This is a genomic window from Roseburia sp. AM51-8, from assembly GCF_003478275.1.
Classification (GTDB): domain Bacteria; phylum Bacillota; class Clostridia; order Lachnospirales; family Lachnospiraceae; genus Pararoseburia; species Pararoseburia lenta.
On sequence record NZ_QUEY01000002.1, the window covers coordinates 456,038 to 472,070 of the forward strand.

At 48.0% G+C, this 16,033-nt stretch carries 11 protein-coding genes and 1 pseudogene; all 12 read left to right on the forward strand.

Annotation, left to right across the window (positions count from 1 at the left end; genetic code table 11):
- Nucleotides 1–3: 3 nt before the first annotated feature.
- On the forward strand, nucleotides 4–720 hold the full coding sequence (locus DW996_RS05930; protein ID WP_118535158.1) for a LytR/AlgR family response regulator transcription factor: 717 nt from the start codon (nucleotides 4–6) through the stop codon (nucleotides 718–720).
- Nucleotides 721–729: 9 nt separating this feature from the next.
- Nucleotides 730–2,040, forward strand: coding sequence for an ATP-binding protein (locus DW996_RS05935; protein WP_118535159.1), 1,311 nt, complete (start codon nucleotides 730–732; stop codon nucleotides 2,038–2,040).
- Between the two features lie 135 nt (nucleotides 2,041–2,175).
- Nucleotides 2,176–5,217 (forward strand): glycoside hydrolase family 3 N-terminal domain-containing protein, encoded by a 3,042-nt coding sequence (locus tag DW996_RS05940; RefSeq protein WP_118535160.1) that lies wholly within the window; start codon nucleotides 2,176–2,178, stop codon nucleotides 5,215–5,217.
- Between the two features lie 116 nt (nucleotides 5,218–5,333).
- A complete protein-coding gene (locus DW996_RS05945; protein WP_118535161.1) occupies nucleotides 5,334–7,172 on the forward strand; it encodes a methyl-accepting chemotaxis protein in 1,839 nt (612 codons plus the stop codon).
- A complete protein-coding gene (gene truA / locus DW996_RS05950) occupies nucleotides 7,172–7,912 on the forward strand; it encodes a tRNA pseudouridine(38-40) synthase TruA (protein WP_118535162.1) in 741 nt (246 codons plus the stop codon). The genes DW996_RS05945 and truA overlap by 1 nt, the downstream gene beginning before the upstream one ends.
- A 220-nt stretch (nucleotides 7,913–8,132) precedes the next feature.
- A complete protein-coding gene (locus tag DW996_RS05955) occupies nucleotides 8,133–8,882 on the forward strand; it encodes a DeoR/GlpR family DNA-binding transcription regulator (protein WP_118535163.1) in 750 nt (249 codons plus the stop codon).
- Nucleotides 8,879–9,787, forward strand: a complete 909-nt coding sequence (pfkB, locus tag DW996_RS05960; RefSeq protein ID WP_118535164.1) for a 1-phosphofructokinase — start codon at nucleotides 8,879–8,881, stop codon at nucleotides 9,785–9,787. Before DW996_RS05955 ends, pfkB begins: the two co-directional genes overlap by 4 nt.
- Before the next feature lie 46 nt (nucleotides 9,788–9,833).
- Complete coding sequence (locus DW996_RS05965; protein WP_118535165.1) at nucleotides 9,834–11,894, forward strand: PTS fructose transporter subunit IIABC; 2,061 nt, start codon at nucleotides 9,834–9,836, stop codon at nucleotides 11,892–11,894.
- 89 nt (nucleotides 11,895–11,983) lie between these two features.
- Nucleotides 11,984–12,241 (forward strand): HPr family phosphocarrier protein, encoded by a 258-nt coding sequence (locus DW996_RS05970; RefSeq protein WP_118535251.1) that lies wholly within the window; start codon nucleotides 11,984–11,986, stop codon nucleotides 12,239–12,241.
- A gap of 62 nt (nucleotides 12,242–12,303) precedes the next feature.
- Nucleotides 12,304–13,919 (forward strand): annotated as a pseudogene (ptsP, locus tag DW996_RS05975) (phosphoenolpyruvate--protein phosphotransferase).
- Between the two features lie 183 nt (nucleotides 13,920–14,102).
- On the forward strand, nucleotides 14,103–14,825 hold the full coding sequence (locus DW996_RS05980) for an HAD family hydrolase (protein ID WP_118535166.1): 723 nt from the start codon (nucleotides 14,103–14,105) through the stop codon (nucleotides 14,823–14,825).
- 2 nt (nucleotides 14,826–14,827) lie between these two features.
- Nucleotides 14,828–16,027 carry an iron-containing alcohol dehydrogenase gene (locus tag DW996_RS05985; RefSeq protein ID WP_118535167.1) on the forward strand — a complete coding sequence of 400 codons (1,200 nt, stop codon included), beginning with the start codon at nucleotides 14,828–14,830 and terminating at the stop codon, nucleotides 16,025–16,027.
- Nucleotides 16,028–16,033: the final 6 nt, after the last annotated feature.

The window sequence follows — 16,033 nt, forward strand, 5'->3', positions numbered from 1 at the left end:
TATATGATACGAATCGCAATCGTAGAGGATGAAAAAGAATATCAGGCTACCTTGCTTTCCTATATCAAGCGGTATCGCGAGGAGCATTTTGCTGACATTGCCACAAGCGTCTTTTCGGATGGGATGGACCTGGTTGATGATTATCACGGTGGCTTTGACATCCTGCTTATGGATATCAAGATGAAGCATTTAGATGGGATGAAAGCGGCAAGAAAGATCCGCAGTATGGATCAGGCAGTCGTCATTATCTTTATCACGACTATGGCGCAGTACGCGGTAGCGGGCTATGAAGTGGATGCTCTGGATTTTATCTTAAAGCCGATCGATTACGGCAGATTTGAGCCAAAACTTACCAAGGCGATCGGCGTGGTGGAAAAGCAGGGCAAAAAGAAATATGTCATGCTACAAAAGGACGGACGCAGGGAAAAGGTGTCCTCGGATGATATTTTGTATATCGAAGTCCGCAATCACAATGTCTATTATGTGACCGCCCACGAGACCTATACCATGCGTTCTTCCATGGCAGAAGCGGAAAAGGAGTTCGCAGACTATCATTTCAGCCGTTGCAACCAGGCGTATCTGGTCAACCTAAAAAATGTGATCAGTGTAGATAAGGATGATGTGCAGGTCGGCACCTATCATCTGCCTTTTTCCAGATCCAGAAAAAAGCCTTTCTTACAGGAACTCAGTCAGTTTTTGGAAGCCGGTTATGATAGGTAAGGAGGATTCATGTTAGCATTTCTACATCAATTTATTTTTCCAATGGAATTGTTTCTGGCAATCCTGATCTATGTACTGCCGCTGCGAATCAGAAAGGGTGGAGGCTGGCGCTGTCTTTTGACTGGTCTCGTACTTTTGATCGTTGAGGCGGTCTGGATGCAGTTTTTCCCACAACTGGCTGGCCTTATTCCGATCCCGGGACACGGAGATCTGGCGGCATTGACCTCTTTGTTTGTATATGTCCTGCTCTACGCTGTCCTGCTCGTGGCAATGTTGCTGGCAATCCTTTTTTGCTATGAAGTGACGCTCAAGGAAGCGGTCTTGTGTATCATGATGGGCTATGCGACCGAGCATGTGGCATATTGCATCCGCCTTCTGGTCAACAGTGCGACCCATAGCCAGATCGCGGAAAGCCCCCACCTTTGTTATCTGCTTATTCATCTGGGAGCTTATGTCTTTTTTTACTTCTTCTTCGCCAAGAAGATGGTGCAAAATCATCACTATGAGACAGATGCCATCACTTCGCTTTGGATGACTCTGGTTACGCTCTTTATCGTGCTTCTGATGAGTCTGGCCTCCTCTTTCTGGGGATTTCGGACGTTGCACGGGATCTATGGATTGGTCTGCTGTCTCTTTGTCATGATCAACCAGCGAAACTATATGGGACAGTGGCATCTGCAAAAAGAGATGTCGGCGCAGGAACAACTCTTTATGATGAATAAGGCGCAGTATGAACTCTCCAAGGAGAACATCGAACTGATCAACCATAAATGCCATGACCTGAAACACCAGATCGCAGGACTCCGCAATATCACGGATTCCGAGGAGCGTAGGCAGGTCGTAGACTCCATCGAGAAATCTGTTATGATCTATGACTCCATCCTACATACCGGCAATCCTATCCTCGATACCGTCCTGACGGAAAAGAGTCTGGTCTGTCAGGAAAACGGCATCCGCATGCATGGGATCATCGATGGCAAACTCCTCTTTTTTATGGATGCCATAGACATATACACCCTCTTTGGCAATGCTCTGGACAATGCTATTGAGGCGAACCGCAAGGTGGAGGAAGAAAAGCGCTGTATCAGTATTCTGATCCATGAAAAGGTCAATCTGATCTTTATCCAGATCGAAAACCCATACAGCGAGGCACTGCACTTTAAGCATGGTCTGCCCCAGACCAGCAAGGAAGATAAGGATTATCACGGCTTTGGCATGGAGAGTATCCGCACCATGGCGGAAAAGTACGGAGGCTTTCTAACCTTAGAGACCGGGCAGGATATCTTTGTCCTGCGTATTACCATTCCACGGAGCCGATAGACCGATTACGACACAAAAATGACAGAACAGGACACACATTGTTCACAAAAAGAAAAAGTATGCTAACCTCTTTTTTACAAAGATGGGGTAGCGCTTTGTGCGTTACCGCAAAATGTAAGAAGGAGGTTTTTCGTTATGAGGAAAAAGGAAAAAAAGCAGCCGACCAGACGAAGCAAGATCATCAAGACCGTCATATCATTGATCCTGATTGCGGTCATGGTCGCAGCGATCGTGGCTGCTAACACAATTTTGACGGATAACAATCGTATGGTAAATGCCATGATGGGAGCCAATGACTCTGTGATCGACAACTCCGGCGTGGATACTAAGGGATTGGATCTGGATTATAACAAGAGTGATTATTCGGAGGATGAGATCGGAGCGGCAGAAGATGCTCTGGCAGACCAGATCGCGGATGAGGGTATTGTGCTTTTGAAAAATGAGGACAATGCACTTCCACTTTCCAAGGATACGCCGATCAGTTTCTTTAGCAGAAACTCCGTTACCGTCACAACACATGCCGGTATCATGGGACATGGCAGCGGCAGTCTGAAAGAGGATTTTGAAGCAGACGGCTATACCGTCAATAAGACTCTTTGGAAGTTCTATGACAAGGGCGACGGATCATCTTATGGACTTGGCACAGGCTCTATCAGTTTTGGTGATGAAGAAGACTTTGCCATCAATGAGTGCCCGTTGGAAAAGATCACGGCAGACGACAAGGTGGTAGACAGTCTTTCCGGTACGACCGCAGTCTATGTCTTAAAGAGAGTGGCTGGCGAAGGTCGTGATATGCCGCGTTCTATGTATAATCACACAGACAAGGCAGAAGACCAGACCAAGTCTTATCTGGAGCCGGATTCCGTAGAGTTGGAAATCTTATCTTATTTAAATGATAACTTTGACAATGTGGTACTGGTGGTCAATTCCAATGCAGCCTTACAACTGGACTGGGTTAATGACTATGCTAATATCAAGTCGATCGTTTTAGCACCGAGTGGTCTTTCTTCTTTGCCAGAGATCTTGAGCGGAGAGGTCAATCCATCCGGCAGAACCGTAGATACCTTTGCAGCAGATGCCCTTGCATCACCGGCTGCACAGAACTTTGGTGATTACCAGTATTATGATGAAAATGGCGATGCAACCAAATATAACTATGTTAGTTATGAAGAAGGTGTCTATGTCGGTTACCGCTACTATGAGACACGCTATGAGGATGTTGTATTAGGACAGGGCAATGCAGGAGATTATGACTATGCTTCTGAGGTATGCTATCCGTTTGGTTATGGACTTTCCTACACGACTTTCTCTTGGAACGCACCACAGATCACCTGGAAAGATGGAAGCGCAACCGCTACGGTTGAAGTGACCAATACAGGATCTGTCGCAGGAAAAGATGTCGTAGAACTTTACGCACAAAGTCCATATACCGATTATGACAAGGAAAACGGAGTAGAGAAGCCGTCCGTAGAACTGTTGGCATATGGAAAGACATCTGTCTTGGAGCCGGGCGCATCTGAGACTGTCACCATGACCTTTGATGAAGAACAGTTTAAGGCATATGATGCCAATGGCGCAAAGACCTATATCCTGGATGCCGGCACATATTACATCACAGCAGCAAAAGATGCACATGAAGCCATCAACAATATTTTGACCGCAAAGGGCAAGACGACCGCAGATGGCATGACAGAGGCAGGGGATGCATCCATGGTAACCACGTACGAGCCGGAGAATGCAGACACTGATCTGACAACTTATGCCAAGGATACCTATAGTGGTGCAGAGATCACCAACCAGTTTGATGATGCCAAGGGTGATGTGAACTATCTGACCAGAAATGACTGGACCGGAACTTTCCCGACACATGATGGGGAGCCGACAGATGAGATCAGTACCTGGGGCAATGAGATCAACGGTAGTGACAAAGATGGCAATCCTGCATCTTATGTTTACAGCAAGACCATTGATGCAGGTGGCTTAAAGGCATTAGATTCCTTTGAATCCGGATCACCGGTCGATGCATCCGAGTTTGATGACAAGATCGTTTACGGAAAGAAAAACGGTTTGACCCTGATCCAGATGCGTGGACTTGATTTTGATGATCCACAGTGGGATGACCTTCTGGACGAATTGACTTATGAAGATTACTACAACACGATCGGACTTTCCGGTTATGGTATTGAGTATATTGATTCCATTGATATGCCATTCTGTACCGATGCGGATTCTGCAAACGGACTGATCTATGGCGGAACCGGGAAATATTATCCGAACTCTATGACACTGGCACAGACCTGGAATCAGGAACTGGCAGGAGAAATGGGAACCATGATCGGTAATGAGGCGATCATCGGTGGCATGGACGGCTGGTATGCACCATCTATGAATATCCATCGTACACCGTTCTCAGGACGTAACGGTGAGTATTATTCCGAGGATCCTTACCTCTCCGGTGCTGTTGCATCCAATCAGGTTTACGGTGCAGCAACCAAGGGGGTATATGCTTACATCAAGCACTTTGCCTTTAACGATCAGGAAGATCACCGAGGCGACCGTGACGGACAGTACGGACTTGCAACATGGCTCAATGAGCAGTCTGCAAGAGAGATCTACTTAAAGCCATTTGAAATGTGCATGAAACTGGGCGATGTGGAACTCAACTATCTGGAGCAAAAGAACGATGGCACTTATGAGAACGCGACCAGACAGATCCGTGCATGTCAGGCAGTCATGACCGCATTTAACCGTATCGGTTATACCTGGACCGGCGGAAGTTACAATCTTTTGACCGGCATTGCCAGAAATGAATGGGCATTCAACGGCATGATGATCACAGATAATGCCAATACTGGTGTATTCATGGATGGCTACCAGATGATCGAGGCAGGCGGAGACATCAAGTTGACCTACTTAGCAGATTCTGCACGATTTGATTTTGATAAAAATGATACAGCAACCTATCACTACGCGAGAGAGGCTATGCACCGTGTCCTTTATACGGTAGCAAATTCCAAGGCAATGCTTGGTGCAATGCCGGGAACCGATTTCGTGGATGAACCTTCTGATACAGAGAAGATCACAATGGCAGTGGATATTGTATGCGGTATTCTGATCGCACTCCTGGCAGTGACGACCGTGCTTCGCTTTGTACCGAGAAGGAAAAAGCAAAAGTAACAGCATATGAAAGAATAGAGAAGGCAGGGACGATCTGTGGATCGCCCTTGTCTTTTTTTGTCGGAAACTATATAATAAAACATCATAGATAATACATAGTGAGAAGGGGCTGTATTATGGAAAAAGAACGTGTAGAAAAGACAGAAACGAAAGAGGAAAAGAAACTAACAGAGGAGAAGGCTGCCAAGGTTCGCGGCAAAAAGGCTGAGAAAGCAAAGAAAAAGCCGGGCAAGTTACACAAGACCAGTATCGGTATGAAGATCTATTCTTGTATGGCGGTCATGGGGATCTCCTTTTTGGTCGTTGTTTTTGCTAATATCTCCATCCTTGGCACAGTTGAGAAGAATAACGACAAACTGGTCAACGTCTATATGGAGTTGGAGCAGGCAAAGAGCGTGACTGCAGAGTCATATCAGCAGACGGCAAAGTACGCAGAGTCCTGTGTCAACCGTCCAAAGGATGTCAACTTCTCCGGACTGGAATCAGCGATCCAGACCGTGCGTGACAATATGGATACGACCAAGAAATGTGTCAAGAAGACAGGAGACAAGAACTTGATCTCCCGCGTGGATGCATGGGAAGTCAAGATGGAAGATTTCCTGGATTCCGCAGAGTTGATCCTGACCAAGTGTCAGCAGGGGGATATCGAGGCGGCTTCCAATACTTTGTCTGCCCTGGGTGGACCATATACTTATGTGCAGATCGCACAGGGTGACTTCGAGGAATTATTTAACAGTGAATTAGCCAATATCGAAAGGACCAATACACAGGCGATCAGCCGTATCCGCCAGATCAACTATATCTGCTCCGGTGTGGTTGTATTTATCATCCTCGTTATGGTTCTGATCGTTTATAAGACCATCGTTCGTCCGACCAAGAAGTCCGGTGAGCAGATCCGTCAGATCTCTGATAAGATCTCCAAGAACGAGGGTGATCTGACCGAGCGTATCATGGTGCGTTACGGTGATGAAGTCGGTCAGATGGCAATGGGCATGAACGGATTTTTGGATCAGTTGCAGAATGTTATGCAAAACCTCAAGTCTGAGGCAGACAATATGACATCTTCTGCACAGGCTGTTCTGGATTCTGTAGATTCTTCCACAGCCAATGCAGACAATGTATCTGCCGCTATGCAGCAGATGGCAGCCAGCATGGAGGAGATCGCTGCAACACTTAGTACCATCACTTCCGGTAGTGATGCTATCCTTGCAGAAGTACAGAACATGGTAGACAGTGCCAGCGGCGGTGTCGATCTGGTACATGAGATCAAAGACAGAGCACAGAATCTGCATGCAGAGACGATCTCCGGCAAGAACGAGACCAGCGGACGTATCGTAGAGATCCGTGGCATGGTAGAAGATGCCGTGGAGGAGAGCCGCAGTGCAGAAAAGATCACAGAATTGACCGGCGAGATCTTGGATATTGCCAGCCAGACCAACTTACTCGCTTTGAATGCATCCATTGAGGCTGCAAGAGCAGGCGAGGCAGGCAAGGGATTTGCCGTTGTTGCGGATGAGATCCGTCAACTTGCAGACAGCAGCCGTGAGACTGCCAACAACATTCAGGAGATTTCCAAACTGGTTATCGGTTCCGTTGAGAAACTGGCATCCAATTCACAGAATATGCTTGCCTTTATCGACGAAAAAGTTATGCAGGACTACGATGGATTTGTTAAGGTTGTGGAGCAGTACGAGGCAGATGCAGACAGTATCAATGAAGTATTGGGACAGTTCGCAGCCAAGACAGACGAGATCCGCAATACCGTTGAGGATATGAACAATGGTATCAACGATATCTCTACTGCTATTGATGAGAACGCACAGGATGTGACAGGTGTTGCACAGAATGCCGTATCTTTGGTAGAGGCTATGAACAAGATCCAGGCAGAAACAGAAAACAATCAGGCGATTTCCCAGCAGTTGAATGAGCAGGTAAATCGCTTCAAGAGAGTATAATGGAAAAGAATTACAAATTAAAGATCAGTTATGACGGTTCGCGTTATTTCGGCTGGGAACACCAGCCGGATCGCGAAACCATCCAAGGAAAAATAGAGACAGTCCTTGCCCGTATGGTGGATAAGGACATGGTAGACGTGATTGGCGCGGGGCGTACAGATGCAGGTGTACATGCCCGCGCCATGATTGCTAATGTGCAGCTGGATACGCAGATGTCACCGGAAGAGATCCGTGATTATGCCAACCGTTATCTGCCGGACGATATTGCCATATTGGAAGTGCGGGAGGCGGCTGACCGCTTCCATGCCAGGTATAAGGCAGTGGGAAAGACTTACCAGTACACCTGTTTTGATGGTCCGGTCAAACCGGTCTTTGACCGTAAGTATTATACGCCACTGGATCAGGAACTGGATGTGGAAGCCATGCAGGAAGCGGCGCATTTTCTGGAAGGCAAACACGATTATAAGAGTTTTTGCGGCAACAGCCGTATGAAAAAGTCGACCGTCCGTATCGTAGACACGATCACCGTGCGCCGGCGTAAGGGATATGTTTATCTGACCTTCCATGGCACCGGCTTTTTACAGAATATGGTGCGTATCATGTCAGGAACGTTGATCGAAGTCGGTCTGGGGCGAAAGAGACCGGAAGAGGTCGGGGAGATTTTGGAGGCATGCGACCGTAAGGTGGCAGGTCCGACAGCACCGGCAAAGGGGCTTTGCCTCTTGAAGGTGGACTATTAAAGGAGAGCAGAATGAAGGATGAGTGAAGGTTTTTCAGACCTTCGCTCTTTTTTTGCCCTGTTTTTTGTATAGAATGTCGGAAATTATGGATAATATACAAAAACGATATGGAAAATTTGTTGAAGTTTATGACGGAAAATGATTGAAAATGACTGAATGTGATTGTATAATACGAACATCAAATGAATGATTTTGAATGAAGTTGAACGGAAGTGAATTTATGTTAGCAGAAGAAAGATTTGCAAGAATATTGTCCATACTAGAAGAAAGCGGTTCTGTGACGGTCGCAGAATTGATGGAACGTCTGGATGCGTCAGAGTCGACCATCCGCCGTGACCTCAACAGTCTGGATGCCAGAGGACAACTCATCAAGGTGCATGGCGGTGCCATGATGAAGGACGCTGCTTCTTACCGGACGCAGGATGATGACGTCCAGTTACGCAAGGAGCGCAACGTAGAGCAGAAAGTAGCGATCGCCCGCTATGCGGCGCATTTGATCTCTGATTATGATGTGGTCTATCTGGATGCAGGCACGACGACAGAGTTGATGATCGATCCTATGCTCAACCGCAATGCCATGTATGTGACCAATGCCATCGGTCATGCGAGAAAACTGGCAGCCTTAGGCTGTACCGTCTATCTTCTGGGCGGTGAGTTCAAGGGAACGACGGATGCCATCGTCGGTGAGGAGGCAGTGCTTTCCATCGCTAAATACAATTTTACCAAGGGCTTTTTCGGAACCAATGGCGTGACGGTAGAACAGGGATTTACCACACCGGAGGTCAAAGAGGCTTTGATCAAGCGCAGAGCACTGGCACAGACCAAGGATGCCTACATCTTAGCAGATGCCAGCAAGTTCGGTGAGATATCCACCGTGACTTTTGGGGACTTTGCGGATGCAACCGTTTTAACGGATCAGATAAACAAAAAGTATAGAGATTTTTCAAATATTAAGGAGGTGGGAGAATGATCTATACAGTGACCTTTAATCCTTCTTTGGATTATATCGTGTCAGTGGATGATTTTATGCTGGGGCGTGTCAATCGTACCAGGACGGAGATCGTTTATCCGGGAGGCAAGGGGATCAATGTTTCCATGGTGCTGAAAAATCTGGGGCATGATAGTCACGCACTTGGCTTCATGGCAGGATTTACCGGACAGGAGATCGTAAGACTCTTGGATGAATGGGGCGTACAGTCAGATTTCATCCGGGTAGAGCAAGGGATTTCCCGTATCAACGTCAAACTCCGTTCCAATGAGGAATCCGAGATCAACGGACAGGGACCTGCGATCGCCGAGGAACATATCAGACAGTTGTATCAACAGTTGGATCGTTTGGAGGACGGCGATGTCTTAGTGCTCGCCGGAAGCATACCGGATGTCATGCCGGATGACATCTATATGGATATCATGAAGCACTTATCTTCCAAGAAGTTGCATATCATTGTGGATGCGACCAGAGATCTGCTGGTAAATGTATTGCCTTATCACCCATTTTTGATCAAGCCAAATAACCACGAACTTGGTGAGGTCTTTGGCGTGGAATTGGAGGATAAGGAAGAAGTCTTTACCTATGCCGCAAAGTTACAGGAGCGTGGGGCACGCAATGTCCTGGTTTCTATGGCAGGGGACGGAGCAGTCCTTTTGACAGAGGATGGACAGAGATTTGAAAGTATGCCGCCGAAGGGCAAGGTCGTCAATTCGGTCGGTGCCGGGGATTCCATGGTAGCAGGATTCCTCGCAGGATATATGGAAGAACATGATTATGCCAAAGCATTTTATATGGGACTGTGTGCGGGAAGCGCATCCGCATTCTCAGAGGAACTGGCAACCAGGGACGAAGTCCTCGCTTTGATGCATAGTATCGGGAAGTAATGTGTCAAACATTATTTTATAGGAAAGGTAAAAGGAGGAATCACACATGAAAGTGAGAGATTTGCTTGGTGTAGAAAGCATTCAGTTGCAGGGGACACCAACAGGCAAGGAAGATGCCATCAGACAGATGGTAGACTTGATGTGCAAACGCGGCAACATCGCGGATCCGGACGCTTATCTGCAGGGGGTTTTTGCAAGAGAAGAAGAAGGAACGACAGGTATCGGAGAGGGGATTGCAATCCCACATTGTAAGTCGGATGCAGTATCGGCACCGGGGCTGGCAGCCATGGTCGTGCCACAGGGCGTAGAATACGATGCACTTGACGGAGAACCGGTGCATATCATCTTTTTGATCGCAGCACCAAATACAGAAGACAATGTGCATTTGGAGGTACTTAGTCGCTTGTCCGTCCTTTTGATGGATGAGCAGTTTACAAAGGATCTGATGCAGGCAAAGAGCCCGGAGGACTTCTTGCATGTGATCGATCTGGCTGAGGCGGACAAGGAAGAAAAAGAGGAAGCCAAGGCAGAGGCAGAAAAAGCAGAGGTCGGAGAGGAGACTTTTGTGGTTGCGGTTACCGGATGTCCTACCGGAATCGCACATACTTATATGGCAGCAGAAGCCTTAGAAAAGGCAGCAGCCGCAGCAGGATGCCGGATCAAGGTAGAGACCAGAGGATCCGGAGGAGCCAAGAATGTACTTACGGATGCAGAGATCGCCTCTGCAAAGGCAGTTATCGTTGCCGCAGATACCAAGGTGCCAATGGATCGTTTTGATGGCAAAGCATTGATCGAGTGTAAGGTGGCAGATGGCATCAGCAAGGCAGCAGAACTGGTTGACCGTGCTATGAGAGGGGATGCTAAGGCATACCATGCAAGGGCCGCTAAGAAAGAGAGCAAGGTCGAGACAGGAAAGACAGACAGCGTAGGACATCAGATCTATACACATCTGATGAATGGGGTATCGCACATGCTTCCGTTCGTTATCGGTGGCGGTATCTTAACAGCGATCGCCTTTTTGATCGATACTTTGATGGGCTATGGTGCGATCGGTGGCGGAAGTTTCGGTTCCTGCACACCGGTATCCGCATTCTTTAAATATGTAGGTGGTCTTGCTATGGGACTTATGGTTCCGGTACTTGCGGGCTACATTGCTTATTCCATCGCAGACCGTCCGGGTCTTGCGGTTGGTTTTACCGGAGGCCTTCTGGCATCCAATGGTAATGCTCTCTTTACCGATTATGATTGGGGCAATCTGTCCGGCTTTAGCGATTTTGTTGGACGTTTTGCTTTCCAGGGAGAGCATGGCGGTACGACCGTTTCCGGTTTCCTAGGCGGTATTCTGGTAGGTTTCCTTGCAGGATACATTATCTTGGGACTCAAGAAACTGTGCGAGAAACTGCCGGATTCTTTGGAGGGCATCAAGCCGACCCTGATCTATCCGGTCGTAGGTATGTTTATCGTGAGTGTCCTCATGTGCTTTATCTTTAACCCGATCATCGGATTGATCAACACCGGACTCTCTACCATGCTGACAGCCCTGGCAAAGGCAGGACTGATCACCTTGCTGGGATGTCTCTTGGGAGCCATGATGGCGATCGATATGGGAGGCCCGATCAACAAGGCAGCCTATGTCTTTGGTACAGGAATGCTTGCAACAGCATCTGATCTGATGGCAAGCGGCGCACAGTCAACAGACCCGGCAGTCCAGGCATGCTACATTGCAATGGCATCCATCATGGTCGGTGGTATGGTGCCACCAATCGGTATTGCCCTTGCCTGTCATTTCTTCCCGAAGAAGTTTACCGAGGCAGAGCGTGCGTCTAAGGTTTCCAACCTTGTTATGGGATGTTCTTTCATCACAGAAGGTGCCATTCCATTTGCAGCAAGTGACCCGGCACATGTGATCCCATGTACTCTGGTTGGTGCAGGTGTCGCAGGCGGACTCAGTGCATTCTTTGGATGTACCCTGATGGCTCCTCACGGCGGTATCTTCGTATTTGCAACCGTTGGAAAGCCTTTGCTTTACATCCTTTCATGGATCATCGGTTCCATTGTTACGACCGTCATGCTTGGTTTTATCAAGAAGGACGCACAGGAAGTTTAAAAAGGAATATAGATGGGCGGAAGCAGAAAAGCCGTATGCTTCCGCTGCATCTAAAATATAAAAAGAAAGATCATAAGGAGGAAAATATCATGAAAGAAATCACATACACGATCACAGATCCGGAAGGAATCCATGCAAGACCGGCAGGTGTCTTAGTGAAAGAGGCAGCAAAGTTTACAAGCAAGGTTATCATCGCAAAGGATGGAAAAGAAGTGGATGCCAAGAGAATCTTAGGCCTTATGGGACTTGGTGTAAAATGTGGACAGGAAATCGTTTTAAAGACCGAGGGCGAGGATGAGGACGCAGCCATCGAAGCACTTGGCAAGTTTTTGGAAGAAAATCTGTAAGACAGGATAGCGGGTAAGCGCTCGTAGTAGTTTAGCACAGTAACGAAGAGAGGGCGATGAATATGAAATTAGAAGGTAAAAGCGTTTTTAGCGGAATAGCAATCGGAAAGTGCAAGATCTTTGGAAAGAAGGATCAGGTCGTAAAACGTAGCAAGGTCACAGATACGGATCTGGAGATCAAGCGTTTTACCCAGGCAAAGGAGCAGGCAAAGAGCCAGTTGGCAGCCCTTTACGAAAAGGCATTAAAAGAAGTGGGCGAGGCAAATGCCGCCATTTTTGAAGTGCATCAGATGATGCTGGATGATCTGGATTATGTGGAGTCTATCACCAATATGATCTCATCCCAGGGCATCAATGCAGAGTATGCCGTGGCAACGACAGGCGATAATTTTGCCGAAATGTTTGCAGCCATGGATGATGATTATATGAGAGAGCGTGCAGCAGATGTCAAAGATATTTCCAATCGCGTCATCCATATCTTGCAGGGCGGCAGTGAGCAGGCAGGACTGGGAGACCAGCTGGTCATCATTTTGGCAGATGATCTGGCACCAAGTGAGACCGTGCAACTGGACAAGTCCAAGGTGCTTTCCTTTGTAACCCGTCATGGATCCACCAATTCGCATACAGCGATCCTGGCGAGAACCATGAATATTCCGGCGCTTATTGGAGTAGATTATCCCGAGGATGCAGAAGGTCATATGGCTGTCGTGGATGGCAGAAACAGTGTCTTTCTATTGGATCCGACGGAGGAAGAATTGACGAAGTATGAGGCACTTCGCCAGGAAGAAGTAGAAAAAGCAAGACTTTTACAGGAATTAAAGGGCAAAGAGAATGTCACGAAAGCCGGCAGGAAGATCGCCCTTTATGCAAATATCGGTGGTGTTGGCGATGTGGCAAGTGTACTTGCTAATGATGCCGGCGGTATCGGACTTTTCCGCAGTGAGTTTTTGTATCTGGAAACAGAGGATTATCCGAGCGAGAACAGCAGTTTAAGGCGTACCGGACAGTCGCAGAGAACATGGCTGGCAAAAAGGTCATTATCCGAACCCTTGACATCGGTGCGGATAAGCAGGTAGATTATTTTGGACTGGAACATGAGGAAAACCCGGCGATGGGATATCGTGCCATCCGTATCTGTCTGGATCGCAAGGAGATCTTTAAGACGCAGTTGCGCGCGATTTACCGTGCATCTTATTATGGCAATATTTCCATCATGTTTCCTATGATCATCTCTGTGGATGAAGTCAAGGCTGCCAAAGAGATGTGTGCGACCGTGCAGGAGGAGTTAAAGAGTGGGGGCATTCCGTATGGCAAGGTGGAACTCGGTATTATGATCGAGACACCTGCGGCGGTCATGATCTCGGATCTTCTGGCAAAGGAAGTTGACTTCTTTTCGGTTGGAACCAATGACTTGACCCAGTACACACTGGCGATCGACCGTCAGAACCCGAAACTGGATAATATCTATGATGCACATCATCCGGCAATCCTTCGGATGTTGCAGATGATCATTGATAATGGACATAAGGAAGGCTGCTGGGTCGGCATCTGCGGCGAACTTGGTGCAGATGTGACTCTCACAGACACATTCATTAAAATGGGCGTTGATGAACTTTCGGTCAGCCCTTCTATGATCTTAAAGGTCAGAGAACAGATCCGAAATAGCGATGCCAAATAATTTGATAAGCAGATGGCGGATGTTTGTTATGCTATCCGGACATTCGTCTGACTTTTGCCCCGTCGTCCCTGACTGCGCTGTGGGATGACGGTATATAGAAACCACCTTTGTAAGACAGAGGTGGTTTTTTTTCTTGCCTGCCTGTGGTAAGATAGGAACGTGAAGAAAGAAGGTAAACAAAAGATGAAATACGATATTGTTTTATTTGATTTGGATGGAACGCTTTTGAATACATTGGAAGACTTGGCGGACAGCGTGAATTACGTGATGATGCAGATGGGATATCCGGTGCATCCGTTGGAGAGTATTCGGCAGTTCGTTGGAAATGGTATCCGCACCCTCATGGTCAAGGCAACCCCACAGGGAGAGGAAAATCCACGTTTTGAAGAAGCCTTTGCCATGTTTAAGGCTTATTATCTGACCCATAATCAGATCAAGACCAGACCTTATGATGGTGTGATGGAACTTTTGCACGATTATGAGGAGCAGGATATGCCTATGGCGATCGTGACCAACAAAAATCAGGAGTCTGTAGATGTGCTGGTGCGTGATGTTTTCAAGAACCATGTGCGTGTTGCGGTGGGCGATGACGGTATCCGTCCAAGAAAACCGGCAGCAGCCCCGGTGGAAGAAGCACTGCGCAGACTGCGTCAGCTCTACGCCGACCGGGCATGGGCGCGCATGGGCGGAAAGGATGCCTTATCCGAGGCAGACTGGCTGGAATGGATCAAGCCGCACGTCCTGTATGTAGGTGATTCGGATGTGGATGCAGCGACAGCAGAAAACTCCGGTGTGGATTGTGCCCTGTGTGCATGGGGATTTCGCGAGGAATCTCTGCTTGAGACCCTGCCACATGTGGTCTTGTTACATAAACCATTAGAATTAGAAGCATTTGTGAGAGGTTAAATATGGGTTTAAAAAAGGCATATTGCCGTGTATATCAATGGATTTATAATATTGGAATGAAAGTGGTCAAATGGAAGGAGCCAGAGCGCTTGGAGGGCGTGGATAGTTTTCACAGTATCCCGGAGATCTTGGAGCAAGCAGGTGTCTGGGCGCCTATGATCGTCACCGGACCCCGCATTGGCAAGACCGGATTTTTGAAAGATCTCTACAATGATCTCTCCGAGCGATCGGTCATCTATGATCAGGTGCATCCTGATCCGACGATCTCACAGATCGAGGAAATGTACCAGATCTATCAAGACCATGACTGTGACAGCATCATTGCGATTGGCGGTGGTTCCAACATGGATGCGGCAAAGGCACTGGCGGCGCGTGTTGCCCGCCCGGATAAGTCTTTGCAGGACATGAAGGGACAATTAAAGGTCGGCCGGCAGGTTCCTTTTTTTGTCGCTGTTCCAACCACAGCCGGAACCGGTTCGGAGACGACCATTGCAGCAGTTGTGACGGATGATGCCGAGAACCACAAGTATGCCATCAATGATCCGGTATTGGTGCCGGATTATGCCGTGATGGATCCAAGTCTTACTGTATCCCTGCCTGCAGATATTACGGCAGCGACCGGTATGGACGCGCTGACGCATGCGGTGGAAGCCTATCTGAGTTGGACTTACCGCACGGAAGAGACTATCGAATATTGCGAAGAGGCGGTCACGGCGATCATGGGATTTTTGCCGGAAGCCTACGAACAGGGAAATTCTCTGGAAGCCAGGGAAGAAATGCTGATCGCATCCTTTAAGGCGGGGGCAGCCTTTACACGAGCCTGCGTCGGAAATGTGCATGCCATTGCGCATACGATCGGAGGGCTTTATCATGTGCCGCATGGTCTGGCGAACGCGGTGGTTCTGCCGATCGTCTTAGAAGACTACGGATCGGCGGTCTATGGAAAATTAGCGCGCCTTGCAACCCTTTCACAGGTGGCTTGCGAAGGAAGCGAGGCAGAACGTGCCAAAGAATTTATCAGACATATCAGACAAATGAATGAACACATGGGTATCCCGGAGCATCTGCCGCAGATCCGCGAGGAAGATATTGCACAGATGGCAGAGTGGGCAGATCAGGAAGCCAATCCCCTCTATCCGGTGCCTGTGATTTACGATAAAAAGCATTTTGAGGAAGTGATCCGAAAAGTTGCTGGAAAGTAGGAGGTA